Here is a 16,311-nt window from a genome sequence, read left to right as displayed (position 1 = left end):
TTAGTACTGCCGGGCCTTGGCCAGGTGTTCGTTGAGTTTTTTCGCCGCCGCATTCGTGCGTTCGCTGGTGGACACCTGCGCCACACCCACCCGCCACCACGACAGGTAGCCATGCACCATGGTCTTGGGCAGCACCTTGATATCGATCAGCGTCGACACGGTCTGCGTCCGCGCATCGGCCAGCGCCGCTTCCAGCTGTTCCACGCTGCTGACCTTATAGGTCTTGCAGCCATAGGCCGCTGCACTCATGGCGAAATCCACCGGCACCAGGCCGCCGTCAAGCTTGCCGCTCTCGGGGTTGCGGAAGCGGAACTCGGTACCGAAGCTATCCATGCCGTTGCCGAGCTGCAGGTTGTTGATGCAGCCGAAAGCCATGTTGTCGAGCAGCACCACATTGATCTTGCGCCGCTCCTGAATCGAGGTCGCCAGCTCCGAGTGCAGCATCAGGTAGGAGCCATCGCCGACCAGCGCGTAGACCTCTTTGCTCGGTTCGGCGAGCTTCACCCCCAGCGCCGCATTGACCTCGTAGCCCATGCACGAGTAGCCGTATTCGACGTGGTAGGTGTTGACGCCCTTGCTGTGCCAGGCCCGTTGCAGGTCGCCGGGCAGGCTGCCGGCGGCGGCGACGATGATCGCATCGTCGGCCAGTTGCTGGTTCAACACTCCCAGCACGCGACTTTGGGTCAGGCACGAGCCGGTCAGCTCGATGAATTCACGCAGCACGGCACGGTCCAGGCGGTCGTCGACCTCGGGCACAAAGTCATCGCCCTGGTACTCCACCTGATGCACCCGCGTCACTTCGGCCTCCAACCGAGCTTTAGCGTCGGCCACCTGCCCGCCCCAGCCGGCACGGTAATCCTCCAGGGCATCGGCCAGCGCTTCGAGGGCGGTTTGGGCATCCGCCAGCACCTGCACACCGTCCAGCTTCAGCGCATCGCAGGGGCTGATGTTGAGGTTGAGGAATTTCACGTCCGGGTGCTTGAACAGTGACTTGGACGAGGTGGTGAAGTCGGTGTAGCGCGTACCGATGCCAATGATCAGGTCCGCCTCGGGAGCCAGCAGGTTCGCCGCCAGGCAACCGGTTTCGCCAATGCCGCCGACGTTCAGCGGGTGGCTCGACACGATCGCGCTCTTGCCCGCCTGGGTTTCGGCGAACGGAATGTCGAAGCGCTCGACAAAGGCCTGCAACGCCGCGTTCGCACCGGAGTATTTCACTCCACCGCCGCAGATGATCAGCGGTTTGCGCTTGCCACGAAACGCCGCCAGCGCATCGCCGATCATCGCGGCGGTCGCCGGGCGCCGTTCAATACGGTGCACGCGTTTTTGCAGGAAGTAATCCGGATAGTCCCAGGCTTCGGCCTGCACATCCTGCGGCAATGCCAGGGTCACGGCGCCGGTCTCGGCGGGATCGGTCAGCACCCGCATGGCGTGGATGGCAGCCGTCATCAACTGCTCGGGACGGTTGATGCGGTCCCAGTATTTGCTTACGGAGCGAAAGGCATCGTTGGTGCTGATGCTCAAGTCGTGGAACTGCTCGATCTGTTGCAGCACCGGGTCGGGTTGGCGACTGGCATAGACATCGCCGGGCAGCAACAGCAGCGGGATACGGTTGGCCGTGGCCGTTGCAGCGGCGGTCAGCATATTGGCGGCACCAGGCCCCACCGACGCAGTACACGCATAGATCTTGCGGCGCAGGTGCTGCTTGGCGAAACCGATGGCCGCGTGGGCCATGCCCTGCTCGTTGCGGCCCTGGTGCACCACCAGCTCGCCGGCGTCCTGCTCCAGGGCCTGGCCCAGACCCAGCACATTGCCGTGGCCGAAAATGGTGAACACCCCGGCGACGAACTTGCTCTGCACGCCGTCGACTTCGATGTATTGGTTATCCAGGAACTTCACCAGGGCCTGGGCCATGGTCAATCGGGTTGTGGTCATCACTTGCACCTTGTGTGAATGCAATTGCATTGATCAACAAAGAACCAGGTGGGAGCTGGCTTGCCTGCTCCCACAGTTTGTCTGGTGTCAGGTTCGGAATTTCTGCAGGTGGGCGATGCTCGCCCCCAAGGCCTGCTGGATATCGGCCAATCCATGCACGCTCTCGGCAAACGGCTCGAACGACAAGTAACCGCCGTAGCCGGTGCTGAGCAACGTATCGATCTGCGCGGCATTGCCAAGAATGTCGCCCTCGCCCACCAGCACCCGATGACCGTCGCGGATGGCATTGAGCGGCGCCTCGGCATCCTCCACTCCGGAGATGTGCACCAACCCGGTCAGTTCCGGGAAGAACTCATGCTCGCGGGCCAAGTGATGATGAAAGGTGTCGTGCACCAGGCGGAACACATCCAGCCCGCCGATAGACTTGATCGCCTCCACCGCCACGCGCTTGCGCCGCAGGGCACACTCTTCGAAGCCCAGGGGCTCGATAAAACCCAGAATCCCGAATTCGCGCAGGATCGGCGCCAGTTCGCTCAACGCGGTGCGCAGCCCCGCCGCGCGCTGGGCCTCGTTGCGCGAGTCGTCGTGTGCGTTGAGCGGGCACATCACCAGGCCTCGGGCGCCGCACTCGCGGGCGTAGGTCGCCAGTTCGAGGGCCTGGGCACGGCGCTCGTCGTTCCACCTATCAAAGGGGTACAGCGCGTTGATCGACAGCACCGTAATGCCGTGTGCCGCACACAGTTCACGCACGCGGCTGGCAGGAGCGCCGAATTCAATCTGCTTGTCCGCAAGGTCATTGCGCAGCTCGATGGCATCGCACTTGAGCGCGGCGGCCAACTGGATGAAGTCCGGCAAGGAGAGGTTTGGCGCGACCATGCGGTTAAGGGCAAAACGCAGAGGCGACTTCATGATTGTTGTGCTCCGTCCGGAACCGCTCAAAGGTCCAACAGCCAACTGTGCTGCGGGTCGTTGTGGAAATGCCAGGCGCGCTTGGGGCCGGCCATCACGTTCAGGTAATACGACTCGTAGCCGTAGGGCACGCTGACCGGGTGGTAGCCCTTGGGCACCACCACCAGGTCGCTGTTTTCCACGGCCATGGCCTGGTCGATGCTGCGGTCGTCGGTGTAGACGCGCTGGAACACGAAGCCCTGGGGCGGGTTGATCTGGTGATAATAGGTTTCTTCGAGAAAGCTCTGGTGCGGCAGGTCGTCGGTGTCGTGCTTGTGCGGCGGGTAGCTGGACGAATGCCCCGACGGCGTGCGCACCTCCACCACCAGCAGCGAATGGGCCGGCTCGCTGTCGGGCAGGATGTCACACACATAGCGAGTGTTGGCGCCTTTGCCGCGCACACTGCGCTTGCACTGTTCCGGGCGGATCAGCCGGGGTTCGTAGCCGGGCGCACCCGGCGCCGCGCACACGGCGATCTGCACATCGCTCAATGCCGTGACCCGGGCTTCGGTACCCGGTGGCAGGTAGGCGGCGAAAGGCGACTTTTCTTCAAACACCGATTGGCGATCGCCCAGGTTCTGCCAGTTGAAGCCTTCGCCTTCGATGTTCACCCGACCGCCGAGCAGCACCAGGCACAACTCCTTGTCACCTGCGCTGACCGGCAGGGTCTCCCCCAGGCTCAGGCGATAGGCCGCAAACCCCACGTACTCCAGGCGCCCGTCCTCCAGCGCGACCAAGGTCTGGCCGCGTTTGCTGCTTTTGACCAACAGACTCATTGTCCAACCCTCTCGCCGAGCAGCGCCCGCAACGTGTCATAGCCCTTTTTCGCATAGATATAGCTCGGCGCCACGGCCGGATCCTGCTCGGCCTCCACCACCAGCCAGCCCGCATACTTCGCGGCCAGCAACACATCGAGCAATTCGGCGAAGTCGATATCGCCATCGCCGGGCACCGTGAAGGTGCCATTGACGATGCAATCGGGAAAGCTCCACATCTGGTTGCGCGCCAGTTGCACCACCGGTTTGCGCACATCCTTGAAGTGCACATGGCAGATGCGGTCGATGTGTTTGCGCAGCACCTCGAGCGGTTCGCCGCCCCCCATGTAGCAGTGGCCCGAATCGAACAGCAGACCGACTTCCGGCCCGGTACGACGCATCAGTTGGTCGATGTCTTCCGGGGACTCGACGTAGGCGCCCATATGGTGGTGATACGCCAGACGCACGCCCTGGGACAGGGTGAAACGCGCCAGTTCGGTGAGTTTGTCGGCGTAGTCCTGCCAGGCCTGCTCGCTGTGGAAACGCGGACGCTCAATCAGGCGGATACGCGAGCCCTGGATCGAATCGGCCACCTCGCCGTACACCAGCACTGTGGCGCCATTCTGCTTGAGCAATTCGACATGACCGGCGATGGCTTCGATTTCTTCCGCCACCGAACGCCGCGCCAGACGACTGGAATACCAGCCGGAGACCAGCGCCAGGCCGTAGGGGCGTAACACATCGCCCACGCCCTTGGCGTCCTTGGGGAACTTGCCATTGAGTTCGAAGCCTTCGTAGCCGATTGCCTGGCCTTCACTCAACGCGGTGCTCAGCGGTGTTTCACCGCCCAGGGCCGGCAGGTCGTCGTTGCTCCAGGAAATCGGGTTGATGCCAATTCGGATTGCGGGCATGGCTGCACCTTTTATTGTTTTCAGATAGCACTGAGATCTGGCTTTTGTGGGAGCTGGCTTGCCTGCGATGGCATCAACTCAGCATGTCTGATGGACCGAGTCGTCTGCATCGCAGCGGTGCGGTAACCCGACAAGCCAGCTCCCACATTGGATTGCATTTCAGGTTGAAAGCGTTTTCAATCCCGCGCCTGGCGCCAGGCGTTGATCAGTTGTTCGAATGTCTGCTGCACCTGCTGGATCAAGGTCTCGTCATCGATCTCCCCCGCCATCCACGCGCGACTCGGTTCCTGGAAGATCGTACGGCCCACCGCAAAACCACGACACGTAGTGCTCTGGCCGGCTTGCTGGAAGCCATCGGCAAGGCACTCGGCCGACGCGTTCAGGCCCAACAGCACCACACCCCGGCAGTAGGGGTCACGCTCCTGGATCAGTTCATCGAGTTTCTTCCAGTCCTCGGCCGACTGCGCCTCGATCTTCCACCACGCCGGGTAGATACCCAGGTTGTACAGGCGCTTGAGGCTGCGGTAGAGCACGTCCGGGCAGGTGGACGGATGATCCTTGGGTGGGATGACCTCCAGCAGCAGCTCATGCCCGCTGACGACCGACGCCTCGTACACCGCCTTGAGCTGGGCCTCCTGTTCCAGACGCAGCAGCGGCTCGTCATCGGGATGAAATTGCACCAGGCACTTGATGATCTGTTCCTGGGGCCAGGCGATCAGGTTGCTGCCTACCGAACGGCCATGTTCGAAGGCCAGGGGCCGCGAGTTCTGCACTTCCACCGGACGTGCAATCCACCAGCCACGGCCACTGGCGGCATTCAGCGCATCCTGGCCGAAGCGTTGGTCGGCCAGCAGGCCGACGTCGGCTTCAACGCCCTGCTCGCGCAGTTTGTGTTCCACCCGCTCGACGGCCTGGATGAACAGTTGCTTGATATCAGGGATCCGCGCCGGGTCCTGACCGCCCTTTTGCGCCAGCTCCACCAGTTGCCAACGGTGGTCGAAGGCAAACACGAACAGCTGCTTCCAGGCCTTGCGCGGTACCGTGACCCGGTGCAGGCGTTGCAGGGTCACGTCCTGATCCGGCCGGGTGATCGGCACCGGGCTGTTGAACAGGTATTCCAGTTCGGCGGGCGTCGGCATCGCCGGAGCGCAGGCATGGCGCGACACCACCAGGCCGCCGCAGGCATTGGCCAACTGGCTGCAACGCTCGTCGCTGGCGTCATTCAGCCAACCACTGAGAAAGCCCGACATAAAGGCATCGCCGGCCCCCAGCACGTTCAGCACTTCAACACGCACGCCCGGGTAGATGGCGCCGTCTTCCAGGCGAGCCGGAATCGCGCCGTGGATCACCGTGCAACCTTGCGGGCCGAGCTTGACCACCAGAGTCGCCGGGGTCAGTTCACGCACGGTGCGCAGCGCCGTCAGCAGGTCTTGACTGCCGCCGGCGATCAGAAACTCTTCTTCAGTGCCGACGATCAGGTCGAAACGCGGCAGGATCTGCTGCACATGCTGGCTGACGTTCTGGTCGGCAACAAACCGGGTTTCGCCATCGGCCTTGCCCGCCAGCCCCCACAGGACGGGACGGTAGTCGATGTCCAGCACACGCTTGACGTTGTGCCTGGCCGCATAGTCCAGCGCCTGGAGGCTGGCCTTGTACACGCCATCGGTGGAGAAATGCGTGCCGGTGATGAGCAGCGCCTTGCTGGACGCGATAAAGGCTTCGCTGATGTCTTCGGCGCGCAGGGCCATGTCGGCGCAGTTCTCGCGGTAGAACACCAGGGGGAAGGTTTCGCGGTCCTTGAGGCCGAGCAATACCAGGGCGGTGAGGCGTTCCGGATCGACCTTGATGCCGCTGACATCGCAGCCTTCGCGGGCCAGGGATTCCACCAGGAAACGCCCCATGTGGTCGTCCCCGACCCGGCTCAACATCGCAGACTTGAGCCCCAGCCGGGCGGTGCCAAAGGCGATGTTGGCGGAGGAACCGCCGAGGTATTTGGCGAAGCTGGACACGTCCTCAAGCCGTGCACCGACTTGCTGTGCATAGAGGTCGACGCCCAGGCGCCCGAGGCAAATCAGATCCAATTGACGCCCACTGGCAAAACGAGTCTGGCCCATGCTGGCTCCTGTTATTTTTATCAGCCTGCGCTGCACCGCCATGGCGACGGCGAACGCTCTTGGTGGGAGCAGACTAGAACGTCCGGCGGCACCAATCAATATTTATTCCAGATATTTTTTCATTGGAATATTTTTTCCATTAAGCTTGCACAGGAGCGTGCCAGCGACAGTGCATCGTTTCAGCAGGCCACGGGGGCCGTGATGCCGGGGTATTTTTTTGCGCCTACCCTGTAGACTTGCGCCCATCGACCCAGCGTCAGGGGCGTTACGCGCCCTATAAGAACAAGCCAGAAGGATTGCCCATGTCCCGCACCGATCACGAGACCACCCTGGAAGAAGTCCCTGCCAGCCCTCCGATCAATGCCGAACGCCTGTTGCAGCTGATCACCGACGAGTACGAGAGCCTGCCGCGCCAGCTCAAGCGCATCGCCAGCTACATGAGCCAGCAAAGCGACCGGATCATGGTCGACCGCATCAGCGACATCGCCCGCGAATGCGAAGTGCACCCGTCGGCCATCGTGCGGTTTTCCCAGCGCTTCGGTTTCAGTGGTTTCAGTGAAATGCAGGCGCTGTTCCGTGAGGCCTACACCCACAAGACCACGCCGGTGCAGAACTACCAGCAGCGCATCCGCAGCATGATCGCCAACAAGTCGCAGAAAGCCAGCGGCGGTGACCTGGCCCGCGAATGCGTCAACGCCACCCTCTCCGGTATCGAGCGCCTGGGGCTGGAACTGGACGACGCCGCGTTCGAGAAAGCCGTGGACCTGGTGGTCAACGCCGACAACATCTATGTGGTCGGCGTGCGCCGCTCCTTCGCGGTGGCCGACTACCTGGTCTACAACCTGCAGCACACCAACAAGCGCATCCACCTGATCTCGGGCCTGGGCGGCAGCTACCGCGAGCAGATGCGCAGCGTGCGTGCCAACGACCTGGTAATCGCCATCAGCTTTACGCCCTACGGCAAGGAAACCCAGCACTGCCTGCGTATTGCCCAACACCACCAGGCCAAGACCCTGATCATCACCGACAGCAACCTGTCGCCCCTGGCCAAGCGGGCGAACGCGGTGCTGCTGGTGAATGAAGGCTCGTCGTTTGCCTTCCGCTCGCTGAGCGCCACCCTGTGCCTGTGCCAGGCGTTGTTCATCGCGGTGGCGTACCGCCTGGAGTTGAAGGTGGACGAGATCCACGAACAGGTCGGGTTCGAGGACTGAAACCGCTTTTGTAGTGAGCGGGCTTGCCCGCGCTGGGGTGCGAAGCAGCCCCAACAGAGTCACCGCGGTGTACCAGAAAGACCGAGGTGCCTGGGTTTGGGGCGGCTTCGCCACCCAGCGCGGGCAAGCCCGCTCACTACATGAATTGCATTTAAGGCCGTGGCCGGCGCATCAGGTAGTACGCCGCCGGGATCACGAACAGCGACAACAGCGGCGCCGTCAGCATGCCGCCGATCATCGGCGCAGCGATGCGGCTCATGACTTCGCTGCCAGTGCCTCCACCCAACAGAATCGGCAACAGCCCGGCAATGATCACCGCCACGGTCATTGCCTTGGGCCGTACCCGCAGCACCGCGCCTTCGGTGATGGCCAGCAGCAGCTCATGGTCGTTGCGTTCGGCCCAGGCGTTCTTCAGGTACAGCAGCATGATCACGCCGAACTCCGCCGACACCCCGGCCAACGCGATAAACCCCACCCCGGTGGCCACCGACAGGTTGAAACCCAACCCGTAAAGCAGCCACACCCCCCCGGTCAATGCGAACGGCAAGGTCGCCAGGATCAGCAGTGCCTCATCCGCTCGGCGAAAGGTCAGGTACAGCAACACGAAGATGATCAGCAACGTCGCCGGCACCACCTGCTTGAGCCGTTCATTGGCCCGTTCCAGAAACTCGAACTGCCCCGAATAGCTGAGGCTCATGCCCGGTTGCAGGTGCACCTGCTGGTTGATCGCCACGCGCAAATCCTTCACCACCGAGGCCAGGTCGCGGTCGCGTACGTCGATGTAGACCCAACCGGAAGGCCGGGCGTTTTCACTCTTGAGCATGGGCGGTCCGTCACTGATCCTGATCCTGGCCACCGTGCCGAGAGTGATCTGACGGCCCGACGGCGTGTAGATCGGCAAGTCGCTCAAGGCCGTCAACGAGTCGCGCCATTCTTTGCCGTAACGCAGGCTGATGGGAAAGCGCGCCAGGCCCTCCACGGTTTCGCCAAGGGTTTCTCCACCGATGGCACCGGACACGATCGACTGCACATCGGCGATATTCAGCCCGTATTGCCCGGCAGCGGCACGGTCGATGTCCACATCGATGTAACGCCCGCCGGTCAAGCGCTCGGCCAACGCCGAACTGACGCCGGGCACGCCTTTGGCCGCCTTTTCCACCGCCTGGGTCACCGCATCGATCTGCGCCAGGCCGGTGCCGGCGACTTTCACGCCAATCGGGCTTTTGACCCCGGTGGCGAGCATGTCGATGCGATTGCGGATCGGCGGGATCCAGATATTGGTCAAGCCGGGCACCTGTACCACGCGGTCCAGTTCCTTCACCAACTGCTCCGGGGTCATGCCGGGGCGCCATTGGTCACGGGGCTTGAACGAGATCGTGGTCTCGAACATCTCCAGCGGCGCCGGGTCGGTGGCGGTTTCGGCGCGGCCGGCCTTGCCGAACACATGGGCGACTTCCGGCACGGTTTTGATCAGGCGGTCGGTGCGTTGCAACAGCTCCCCCGCCGTTTGCGTGGACAGGCCCGGCAGCGCCGAGGGCATATACAGCAAGTCCCCCTCATCCAGCGCCGGCAGGAACTCACCGCCCAGCTTCGAGACGGGCCACACCGCGCTGGCGATCACCAGCAACGCCACGAACAGGGTCAGGCGCGGCCAGCGCAGTACCACCGCCAATGCGGGTCGATAGAGCCTGATCAGCCCGCGGTTGAGCGGGTTGCGTTGCTCGTCGGGGATGCGCCCGCGAATCCAGTAGCCCATCAGTACCGGAACCAGGGTGACAGATAACCCGGCAGCGGCGGCCATGGCGTAGGTCTTGGTGTAAGCCAGCGGGCCGAACAGCCGGCCTTCCTGCGCCTGCAAGGTAAACACCGGGATAAACGACAGGGTGATGATCAACAGGCAGAAAAACAGCGCCGGCCCCACCTCCACCGCCGCGTCGGTCATCACCTTCCAGTGTTCATCGCCCTTGAGTTCGCGTCCCGGATGAGCGTGGTGCCAGGCCTCGATTTTCTTGTGGGCGTTTTCGATCATCACCACCGCCGCGTCCACCATGGCACCAATGGCAATCGCGATACCGCCCAGGGACATGATATTGGCGTTGATGCCCTGCGCGCGCATCACGATAAACGCGATCAACACCCCCACCGGCAGCGAAATGATCGCCACCAGCGAGGAGCGCAAATGCCACAGGAACACCCCGCACACCAGCGCCACCACCAGAAACTCCTCCAGCAGTTTATGGCTGAGGTTGTCCACGGCACGGTCGATGAGTTGGCTACGGTCGTAGGTGGTGACGATTTGCACCCCAGACGGCAGGCTGCTTTTGAGTTGCTCAAGCCGGGCCTTGACGGCAGCGATGGCGGCCCGCGCATTCTTGCCGCTACGCAGGATCACCACACCGCCCACCGCCTCGCCTTCGCCGTCCAGCTCACTGACGCCCCGGCGCAGGTCCGGCCCCAGTTGCACGGTGGCCACATCGCCCAGGGTGACGGGCACATCGCCCGCATCGAGTCGCAGGGGAATGCGGCGAAAATCATCGAGGGTTTTCAGGTAACCGGACGCGCGCACCATGTACTCGGCCTCGCCCATGTTCAGCACCGAGCCACCGGCTTCCTGATTGGCCTTGCCGATGGCGTCCATGACCTGCGCCTGGGTAATGCCACGACTGGCCAGGGCCAGCGGATCGAGCTGCACCTGGTACTGCTTGACCTGGCCGCCGATGGTGGCGACTTCGGCCACATTCGGCAGGGTCTTGAGTTCGAACTTGAGGAACCAGTCCTGCAACGCGCGCAACTGCGCCAGGTCGTGCTGACCGCTGCGGTCCACCAGCGCGTACTGGTAGATCCAGCCGACCCCGGTGGCATCCGGGCCCAGCGCCGGCTTGGCCGCAGCGGGCAGACGCCCCTGCAACTGGCTGAGGGACTCCAGCACCCGCGAGCGCGCCCAGTACAGGTCGGTGCCCTCATCGAAAAGCACATACACATAGCTGTCGCCAAAGAACGAAAAACCGCGCACGGTCTTCGCACCCGGCACCGAAAGCAAGGTGGTGGTCAGCGGATACGTGACCTGGTTCTCCACGATCTGCGGCGCCTGCCCGGGGTAAGGCGTGCGGATGATCACCTGCACATCCGACAAATCCGGCAGTGCGTCGACCGGCGTATTTTGCAGCGCAAACACGCCCCAGGCTGTGACAAACAAGGTGGCGAGCACCACCAGAAAACGGTTTGCGACTGACCAACGAATCAACGAGGCGATCATGGCTGCACCACCTCGCGCAGACTGGCTTCAGAGTCCAGCAGGAATTGCCCGGACGCGACCACCTGCTGGCCCTCCTGCAAACCACTGCGGATAACCGTCATGTCCTGGCTCTCGGCCCCGACCTCGACGTCCACCGGTCGGTAATGCCCACCCGCCTCGGCCACCATCACCAGCACGCGCTTGCCGGTACGGATCAACGCTTCGCTGGGCACCTGCACCACGGATTGCGCCGTGGAGTGTGCCAGGCGTACCTGGGCCGTCATGCCGGGACGCAACGTGCCATCGGGGTTGGGCAGTTCGACGCGAACCTGGAGGGTGCGACTGTCGCCGGCAATCGTCGGCAGGACCGCCGTGACGCTGCCCTTGAAGACCTGTCCCGGCAGCCCGACGAAGCGGCTTTCAACCGTCTGCCCCACGGTCAATGCCGCGCCTTGGGCCTGCGGCACGGCGACCTGCAGCCACAAGCGGTCCAGGCCGTTAAGGCGGGCCAGGGTCTGCCCCGACGTCATCGTCATACCTTCGCGCACGTCGAGGGTTTGCACCACGCCGCCGATTGGACTGGTGACGGTCCACACGGCTTGCACACGACCGCTTCGTTCAATGTGCGCAATCAACCCGGCAGGCATCCCGCTGAGGCGCAAACGCTGGCGTGCCGCTGCCAACCAACCGGCATCCGCGCTGCGGCGCAGGGCCAGGAACTCCTCCTGAGCGGCTGCCCATTCGGGGATCAACAGATCGACCAAGGGCGCACCGGCCTTGAGCACATCCCCCGGCGCACGGTCATACACGCGCTCGACAAAACCATTGGCCCGGGCCTGCACCACGGCCACGTCACGGTCGTTGAAGGCGAGGATGCCCGACACCTCCAGCGTCGACGCCAACACACCCCGTGTCACCGTGGCCAGGCGCACACCAAGGTTCTGCGCCACACGCGGGTCGACTTGCACGGTCGCATTGTCCGCCGCACTGTCGGCATAGCGCGGCACCAACTGCATATCCATGAAAGGCGACTTGCCGGGTTTGTCGAACTGTTGCTGCGGGTACATCGGGTCATACCAGTACAACGCGGGTTTCTCGGCCACGGCGGCGACCGGCGCCGGCGTCTGCGCCAGCCAGTAACCGGCGCCCATGCCTGCGCCCAACAGCGCCAATGCCAGGATTCGATTAATCATGGGACGTTTCTCCATAGGCGAAATACAGCTGCGCGCCGACCAGGGCGCGCTGTTCGATGGCATCGATCTGTTGGAAACGGGCGTCGACCAGCTCACGCCGTGCGCTGACCAGCGTGAGCAGATCCCCCTTGCCGGCCCGATAACCGGCCAGGCTCAGCGCGACCTTTTCTTCGGCCAGCGGCACCAGACTGTCCTGGCTGCGCTGGACGGCGCGGTCCAGGCGCTGGTACTGCGCCAGGTCATCCTCCAGTTGCTGGGTATGCTCGCGGGTGACCGCTTCGCGTTCGGCGTCCAGTTGATCCAGCTCAGCCTGCTTGGCGGCGATCCCCGGGTTTTGCCGGCGACCGGGAAAAATCGGCAGGTCGACCGTCACTTGCAGACTGACCATGTCGCCGTACTCACGACCACGGTGCTGGTAGTCCACCTCCCAGCTCCAGTCCGACGTCTTCTGCGCCTTGGCTTCGCGCAGACGCGCCTCAGCCTCGCGGGTACGCGGTACGAACGCTTGCAGCTCGGGGTGCTGGTGCAGGCGGTAACGCCCTTCGATCGGCCAGGTGGGAAACTGGCCGCTGGGCGCTTCGTCGGCGCCCGGGCCAATCCAGCGCTTGAGCGCCGCGCGGGCCTGGGCGCGTTGCTGGGTCAGCTCGTCTTCACGCCCGGCCAGTTCCGCCGCTTCCTGCCTGGGAATGACCGCATCGGCGGGCTGGCCACGGCCACCGGCCAGCTGTGCGCGCACGCTGTCTTGCAGCAGGCGGTTCTGCTGGTAGAAATCCTTGAACAGCGCCGCTTTACGCTCTACCGCATAAGCGCGAATCCACGCCTGGGCCGTGGCCTGGCGCACATTCAGGCGCTCGACACGGGCCTCGGCTGCGGTGCGCTCCACCGTGGCAGCGGCCAGCTCGACCCGGGCCTGGCGCTTGTCGCGACTGGGTACTTGTTGCTGGATACCGATCATCTGCTCGGTCATGTCATCGCCATACAACGTGCCGCGATTGGGCCCGCCAATGGGAAAGTTCTGCAGCCCGACCACCAGTTTCGGATCGGGCAATTCACCGGCCGGGATCGCCGACTGGGTCGCGGCGAGCAATTTGGCCGATTCCGCCGCGAGCGACGGTGCGTTGTGTTGCGCCAGGCGCAGGGCGTCGTCCAGGGTCAGCGCACGCGCCAACGCCGGCCACGCCAGCACGCCCATCACCAGGGCGCGCAGGTAGAAGGCATTCATGTTGAAAAGTCCTGTTCCGTTGCGCTGTGCGCCGCGTCAGGCGGCCCACAGCCAAGTCATCCCGATGCGGGGATGAGTCTTCAGGTGCAACAGCAATCAGGAACGGGGTGGGCGCCAGACGCCGGACGGCGTGCGGTCGGGGATGAATTCAGTGGTGGCGCGGGCGAGCAGCGGATGGGCGGGGGGCGGTGGCGCCTTGAGCGCCGCCAGGGAGAGTTGCAGCAGGCCGCCGGTCTTGCACTCCTGCCCGGGCTTGCAGGCCTTGCCGTGATCAGCGCCGTCCTGGCAGCAGTCCGGGCTCATGTCGGTCATCACCTGCATGTCCGACATTTTCATCGGGCAGGGTTCGGTGCTCGACGGCACTCCCGCCATCCCGGTCAAGGGAAGCGAGAGGCTCAACAGCAGGACCAGGATCAAACGCATCAGGCGGCTCATGGGGCGCGAGTCTAGCCAAGGCCGGGTTAAGCCGCCATTAACAATTGCGTGAGAACTCAGCCGCAGAAGATTACCCGGTCGGCTGAGTCCAGGGGTTTGAGGGCGTTGGGCGATGACGAATACGTCATCGCGGTTAGCGATCAACGGATATCAAAGGAAACGCGTACGGAAAAAGGCGGTTCCTGGTTTCTTTGCACTTGGCAGTCGACCGTGCCCACCGCGTGCCCGGTGTCAGGCATCGAAGTGAAGCTAAGGGTCCCGCTGATGGCATACGCAAAGCCAAAGGTGTCCACTCGGCCAAATGCGACCCTCACATCCTGGGTGGTCGCCAGATCGAAAGTCGGGCCCGAGGCCGTTGTGTTCACCACAATCAGAATCAGATTCTGAACAGGAGGAAAATCATCGAACTGTCGCCCCACAACTTCATGGTATTCATTCACCTCGACCACCTTTCGGAGGCTCACTTGAGTGGCTTCAAAAGCGGGGGTTGGCATTGGCCCGCCCGGCACGGTGCCGCGCATCCAGCCAGTAGCGACGGGATCTGCGACAGGTACGGATTCACGGCGGGTCATCAAACCAACCAAGTCGATGGCCCCTTGGCTTACTTGTACGGACCGGCTGCCATTCGTCGCGGAAAAGCTGAATTCCCCCGCCAGGTGTCCACGGGAATCAAGCGACACCTTGATGCTTCCTTTCACCGCTGAATAGGGGGTAACGCCCCCTTGTTCATGGGCCCAATAGACCCCTTCTGCATCGTCAGGAAGCGTGTAAGTGCGGACCACACCATCCTGGATAATATTCGGAATACGAAGATCGACGCCGTTGAACTGATTGACGTTGGAACCCAATCTTTGGGTCGCACTGATATGCAATGCACCGCCGCGCAAGTACATCAACATTTCGTCAGCATCCCCAACAAAGGGATGGTCAGGCGGTATCACTTGCTGGTTGATGATTTGCGCGCTCAGGCTTCCGGTTGTCTGGGGCATGCTCCTGATCTCCGAAAAAAGGGATGAACCTCACCCTATTCAGCCGAACATCAGGCGTCTACTGTCAACTTTGACAGGTCTCCTCCACACCCCATAAAAAAGCCGCACCTGTTGTGACAGGTGCGGCTCGGCTGGCGCAGCAATCAGTGCATGAAAATCGCGATCAGGATGATCACCGGAATCGGCACCCCGAGGAACCACAGCAGTAATGAGCGCATGATGTTCTCCTTGAATTAACGGACGTAGTGTTCGGTGTCGACATACACCACCGCATCGCGGCGGCGACCGCCGAAGGTCGCGGCGAAGCTGGCGAAGAAGGCGCCGATCAGCAAGGCGATGAAGGTCCACAGCGAGGTGTAGGCCGCCACCTTGGCGGCGCTGTCCGCGGCTTGCTTGGCCTTGAGCTTGGCGTCTTCGACAGCTTTGCGGGCATCGCCATAGACTTTGTCGATACGGGCTTCGGCATCGGCCTGGCTGAGGTTGGTCCGCTGGCTGATCAACTGGGCCAGGTAGGCACGGTCTTCAGGCGCCAGTTGGCCGTCGTTGGCCAGGGTGCGGGTGAAGATACGCGCGACCACGGCGTGGGCAGCGTCGTCACTCACCGCCGCCGGACGGTCATCGCGAAACAGGCTGTCGACGTAATAGCCGAAGTCATCGCCTTTAACACCCTGCGCCGCGCTGCCGGCAGCCTGGGCCACGCCGGATGCCACGCTGGCACCGGCCTGTACCCCGCCGCCAATCACGCTGCTGACCGAGCCAACGACCAGCATCGCCGTGATCAGGGTTGCGACGGCCCAGGCCAGGAAGCCATGGGCGGTGTCGCGAAAATACACCTCATCACCGTGCATATTCGCCCATTTCACCCGTAGCCGGCCGGCGATGTAACCGCCCAGGCCCGAAGCGACGATCTGGGTGAAGGCCAGCCACACAACCGTGGAAATGCCCAGCCCCTTGGCGCTGATGCCGTCGTTGGCCCACGGCGACACCGCCGAAAAGCCCAGGCCGACGCCCAGCAACACCAGGATCAAGGACAGTGCAGCCGCCGCGGCGGCCCCGGCAAAAATCGCCCCCCAGGAAACCCCGGAGAGCGCGCTCGACTCTTGCAGCGTGGATGAGGATGTGATCATTGTTATTTCGCTCCAGGCGTGAAAAATGGTGTTACATGTCTCGGAAGGGACAGTGCAGTCGACGTGCCAGTCACCAGAAAATTAAATAGCGATATATTTCAATTACTTAAATAACTTGAACTTCCTAGGGCCGTGCAACTTGCAAGAAACTGATCGAATGGACGGGCGTTATGCAACCTCCAGCCGGACACCGTCAGTGTGGGAGCGGGCTTGCTCGCGAAAGCGGTCTTTCAGTAAGC

General features: G+C 63.0%; 12 protein-coding genes. 1 reads left to right on the top strand and 11 read right to left on the bottom strand.

Going from position 1 to position 16,311, the window contains the following annotated elements; genetic code table 11:
• The 5 genes from iolD to ACW9IB_RS24095 all read right to left on the bottom strand — a co-directional run bounded on the left by iolD (position 1) and on the right by ACW9IB_RS24095 (position 6,660).
• Positions 1-1,932, bottom strand: a complete 1,932-nt coding sequence (gene iolD / locus ACW9IB_RS24115) for a 3D-(3,5/4)-trihydroxycyclohexane-1,2-dione acylhydrolase (decyclizing) (protein WP_457415791.1) — start codon at positions 1,930-1,932, stop codon at positions 1-3.
• Positions 1,933-2,019: 87 nt separating this feature from the next.
• Entirely contained in the window at positions 2,020-2,841 is an 822-nt protein-coding gene (locus ACW9IB_RS24110; protein WP_457415790.1) for a TIM barrel protein, read from the bottom strand.
• A 26-nt stretch (positions 2,842-2,867) separates the two neighbouring features.
• Complete coding sequence (gene iolB / locus ACW9IB_RS24105; protein ID WP_457368843.1) at positions 2,868-3,656, bottom strand: 5-deoxy-glucuronate isomerase; 789 nt, start codon at positions 3,654-3,656, stop codon at positions 2,868-2,870.
• Positions 3,653-4,546, bottom strand: a complete 894-nt coding sequence (gene iolE / locus ACW9IB_RS24100) for a myo-inosose-2 dehydratase (RefSeq protein ID WP_457368844.1) — start codon at positions 4,544-4,546, stop codon at positions 3,653-3,655. The genes iolB and iolE overlap by 4 nt, the downstream gene beginning before the upstream one ends.
• 176 nt (positions 4,547-4,722) lie before the next feature.
• A complete protein-coding gene (locus ACW9IB_RS24095) occupies positions 4,723-6,660 on the bottom strand; it encodes a bifunctional 5-dehydro-2-deoxygluconokinase/5-dehydro-2-deoxyphosphogluconate aldolase (protein WP_457415788.1) in 1,938 nt (645 codons plus the stop codon).
• Between the two features lie 302 nt (positions 6,661-6,962).
• On the opposite strand from ACW9IB_RS24095, the gene ACW9IB_RS24090 reads away from it, so the two are divergent.
• The gene (locus ACW9IB_RS24090) at positions 6,963-7,871 is read left to right on the top strand and encodes a MurR/RpiR family transcriptional regulator (protein WP_457368847.1); all 909 of its coding nucleotides are present in this window, start codon (positions 6,963-6,965) and stop codon (positions 7,869-7,871) included.
• Positions 7,872-8,022: 151 nt separating this feature from the next.
• Here ACW9IB_RS24090 and ACW9IB_RS24085 read toward each other — a convergent pair whose 3' ends face one another.
• The 6 genes from ACW9IB_RS24085 to ACW9IB_RS24060 all read right to left on the bottom strand — a co-directional run bounded on the left by ACW9IB_RS24085 (position 8,023) and on the right by ACW9IB_RS24060 (position 16,072).
• On the bottom strand, positions 8,023-11,127 hold the full coding sequence (locus tag ACW9IB_RS24085) for an efflux RND transporter permease subunit (protein WP_457415786.1): 3,105 nt from the start codon (positions 11,125-11,127) through the stop codon (positions 8,023-8,025).
• Positions 11,124-12,299 (bottom strand): efflux RND transporter periplasmic adaptor subunit, encoded by a 1,176-nt coding sequence (locus ACW9IB_RS24080; protein ID WP_457415784.1) that lies wholly within the window; start codon positions 12,297-12,299, stop codon positions 11,124-11,126. The genes ACW9IB_RS24085 and ACW9IB_RS24080 overlap by 4 nt, the downstream gene beginning before the upstream one ends.
• A complete protein-coding gene (locus tag ACW9IB_RS24075; protein WP_457368102.1) occupies positions 12,292-13,521 on the bottom strand; it encodes a TolC family protein in 1,230 nt (409 codons plus the stop codon). Before ACW9IB_RS24075 ends, ACW9IB_RS24080 begins: the two co-directional genes overlap by 8 nt.
• Before the next feature lie 96 nt (positions 13,522-13,617).
• Positions 13,618-13,956, bottom strand: a complete 339-nt coding sequence (locus ACW9IB_RS24070) for a hypothetical protein (protein WP_457415782.1) — start codon at positions 13,954-13,956, stop codon at positions 13,618-13,620.
• A gap of 140 nt (positions 13,957-14,096) precedes the next feature.
• Entirely contained in the window at positions 14,097-14,945 is an 849-nt protein-coding gene (locus ACW9IB_RS24065; RefSeq protein WP_457415781.1) for a hypothetical protein, read from the bottom strand.
• A 233-nt stretch (positions 14,946-15,178) separates the two neighbouring features.
• Positions 15,179-16,072, bottom strand: coding sequence for a hypothetical protein (locus ACW9IB_RS24060; protein WP_457415779.1), 894 nt, complete (start codon positions 16,070-16,072; stop codon positions 15,179-15,181).
• Between the last annotated feature and the right edge of the window lie 239 nt (positions 16,073-16,311).

The organism is Pseudomonas sp. SDO524_S393, assembly GCF_054071875.1.
This window is presented reverse-complemented; position numbering and strand designations above follow the sequence as displayed.

Coding starts and splice junctions, on each gene's coding strand:
- iolD (WP_457415791.1), bottom strand. CDS start 1,932: ATGACCACAACCCGATTGACCATGGCCCAGGCCCTGGTGAAGTTCCTG.
- ACW9IB_RS24110 (WP_457415790.1), bottom strand. CDS start 2,841: ATGAAGTCGCCTCTGCGTTTTGCCCTTAACCGCATGGTCGCGCCAAAC.
- iolB (WP_457368843.1), bottom strand. CDS start 3,656: ATGAGTCTGTTGGTCAAAAGCAGCAAACGCGGCCAGACCTTGGTCGCG.
- iolE (WP_457368844.1), bottom strand. CDS start 4,546: ATGCCCGCAATCCGAATTGGCATCAACCCGATTTCCTGGAGCAACGAC.
- ACW9IB_RS24095 (WP_457415788.1), bottom strand. CDS start 6,660: ATGGGCCAGACTCGTTTTGCCAGTGGGCGTCAATTGGATCTGATTTGC.
- ACW9IB_RS24090 (WP_457368847.1), top strand. CDS start 6,963: ATGTCCCGCACCGATCACGAGACCACCCTGGAAGAAGTCCCTGCCAGC.
- ACW9IB_RS24085 (WP_457415786.1), bottom strand. CDS start 11,127: ATGATCGCCTCGTTGATTCGTTGGTCAGTCGCAAACCGTTTTCTGGTG.
- ACW9IB_RS24080 (WP_457415784.1), bottom strand. CDS start 12,299: ATGATTAATCGAATCCTGGCATTGGCGCTGTTGGGCGCAGGCATGGGC.
- ACW9IB_RS24075 (WP_457368102.1), bottom strand. CDS start 13,521: ATGAATGCCTTCTACCTGCGCGCCCTGGTGATGGGCGTGCTGGCGTGG.
- ACW9IB_RS24070 (WP_457415782.1), bottom strand. CDS start 13,956: ATGAGCCGCCTGATGCGTTTGATCCTGGTCCTGCTGTTGAGCCTCTCG.
- ACW9IB_RS24065 (WP_457415781.1), bottom strand. CDS start 14,945: ATGCCCCAGACAACCGGAAGCCTGAGCGCGCAAATCATCAACCAGCAA.
- ACW9IB_RS24060 (WP_457415779.1), bottom strand. CDS start 16,072: ATGATCACATCCTCATCCACGCTGCAAGAGTCGAGCGCGCTCTCCGGG.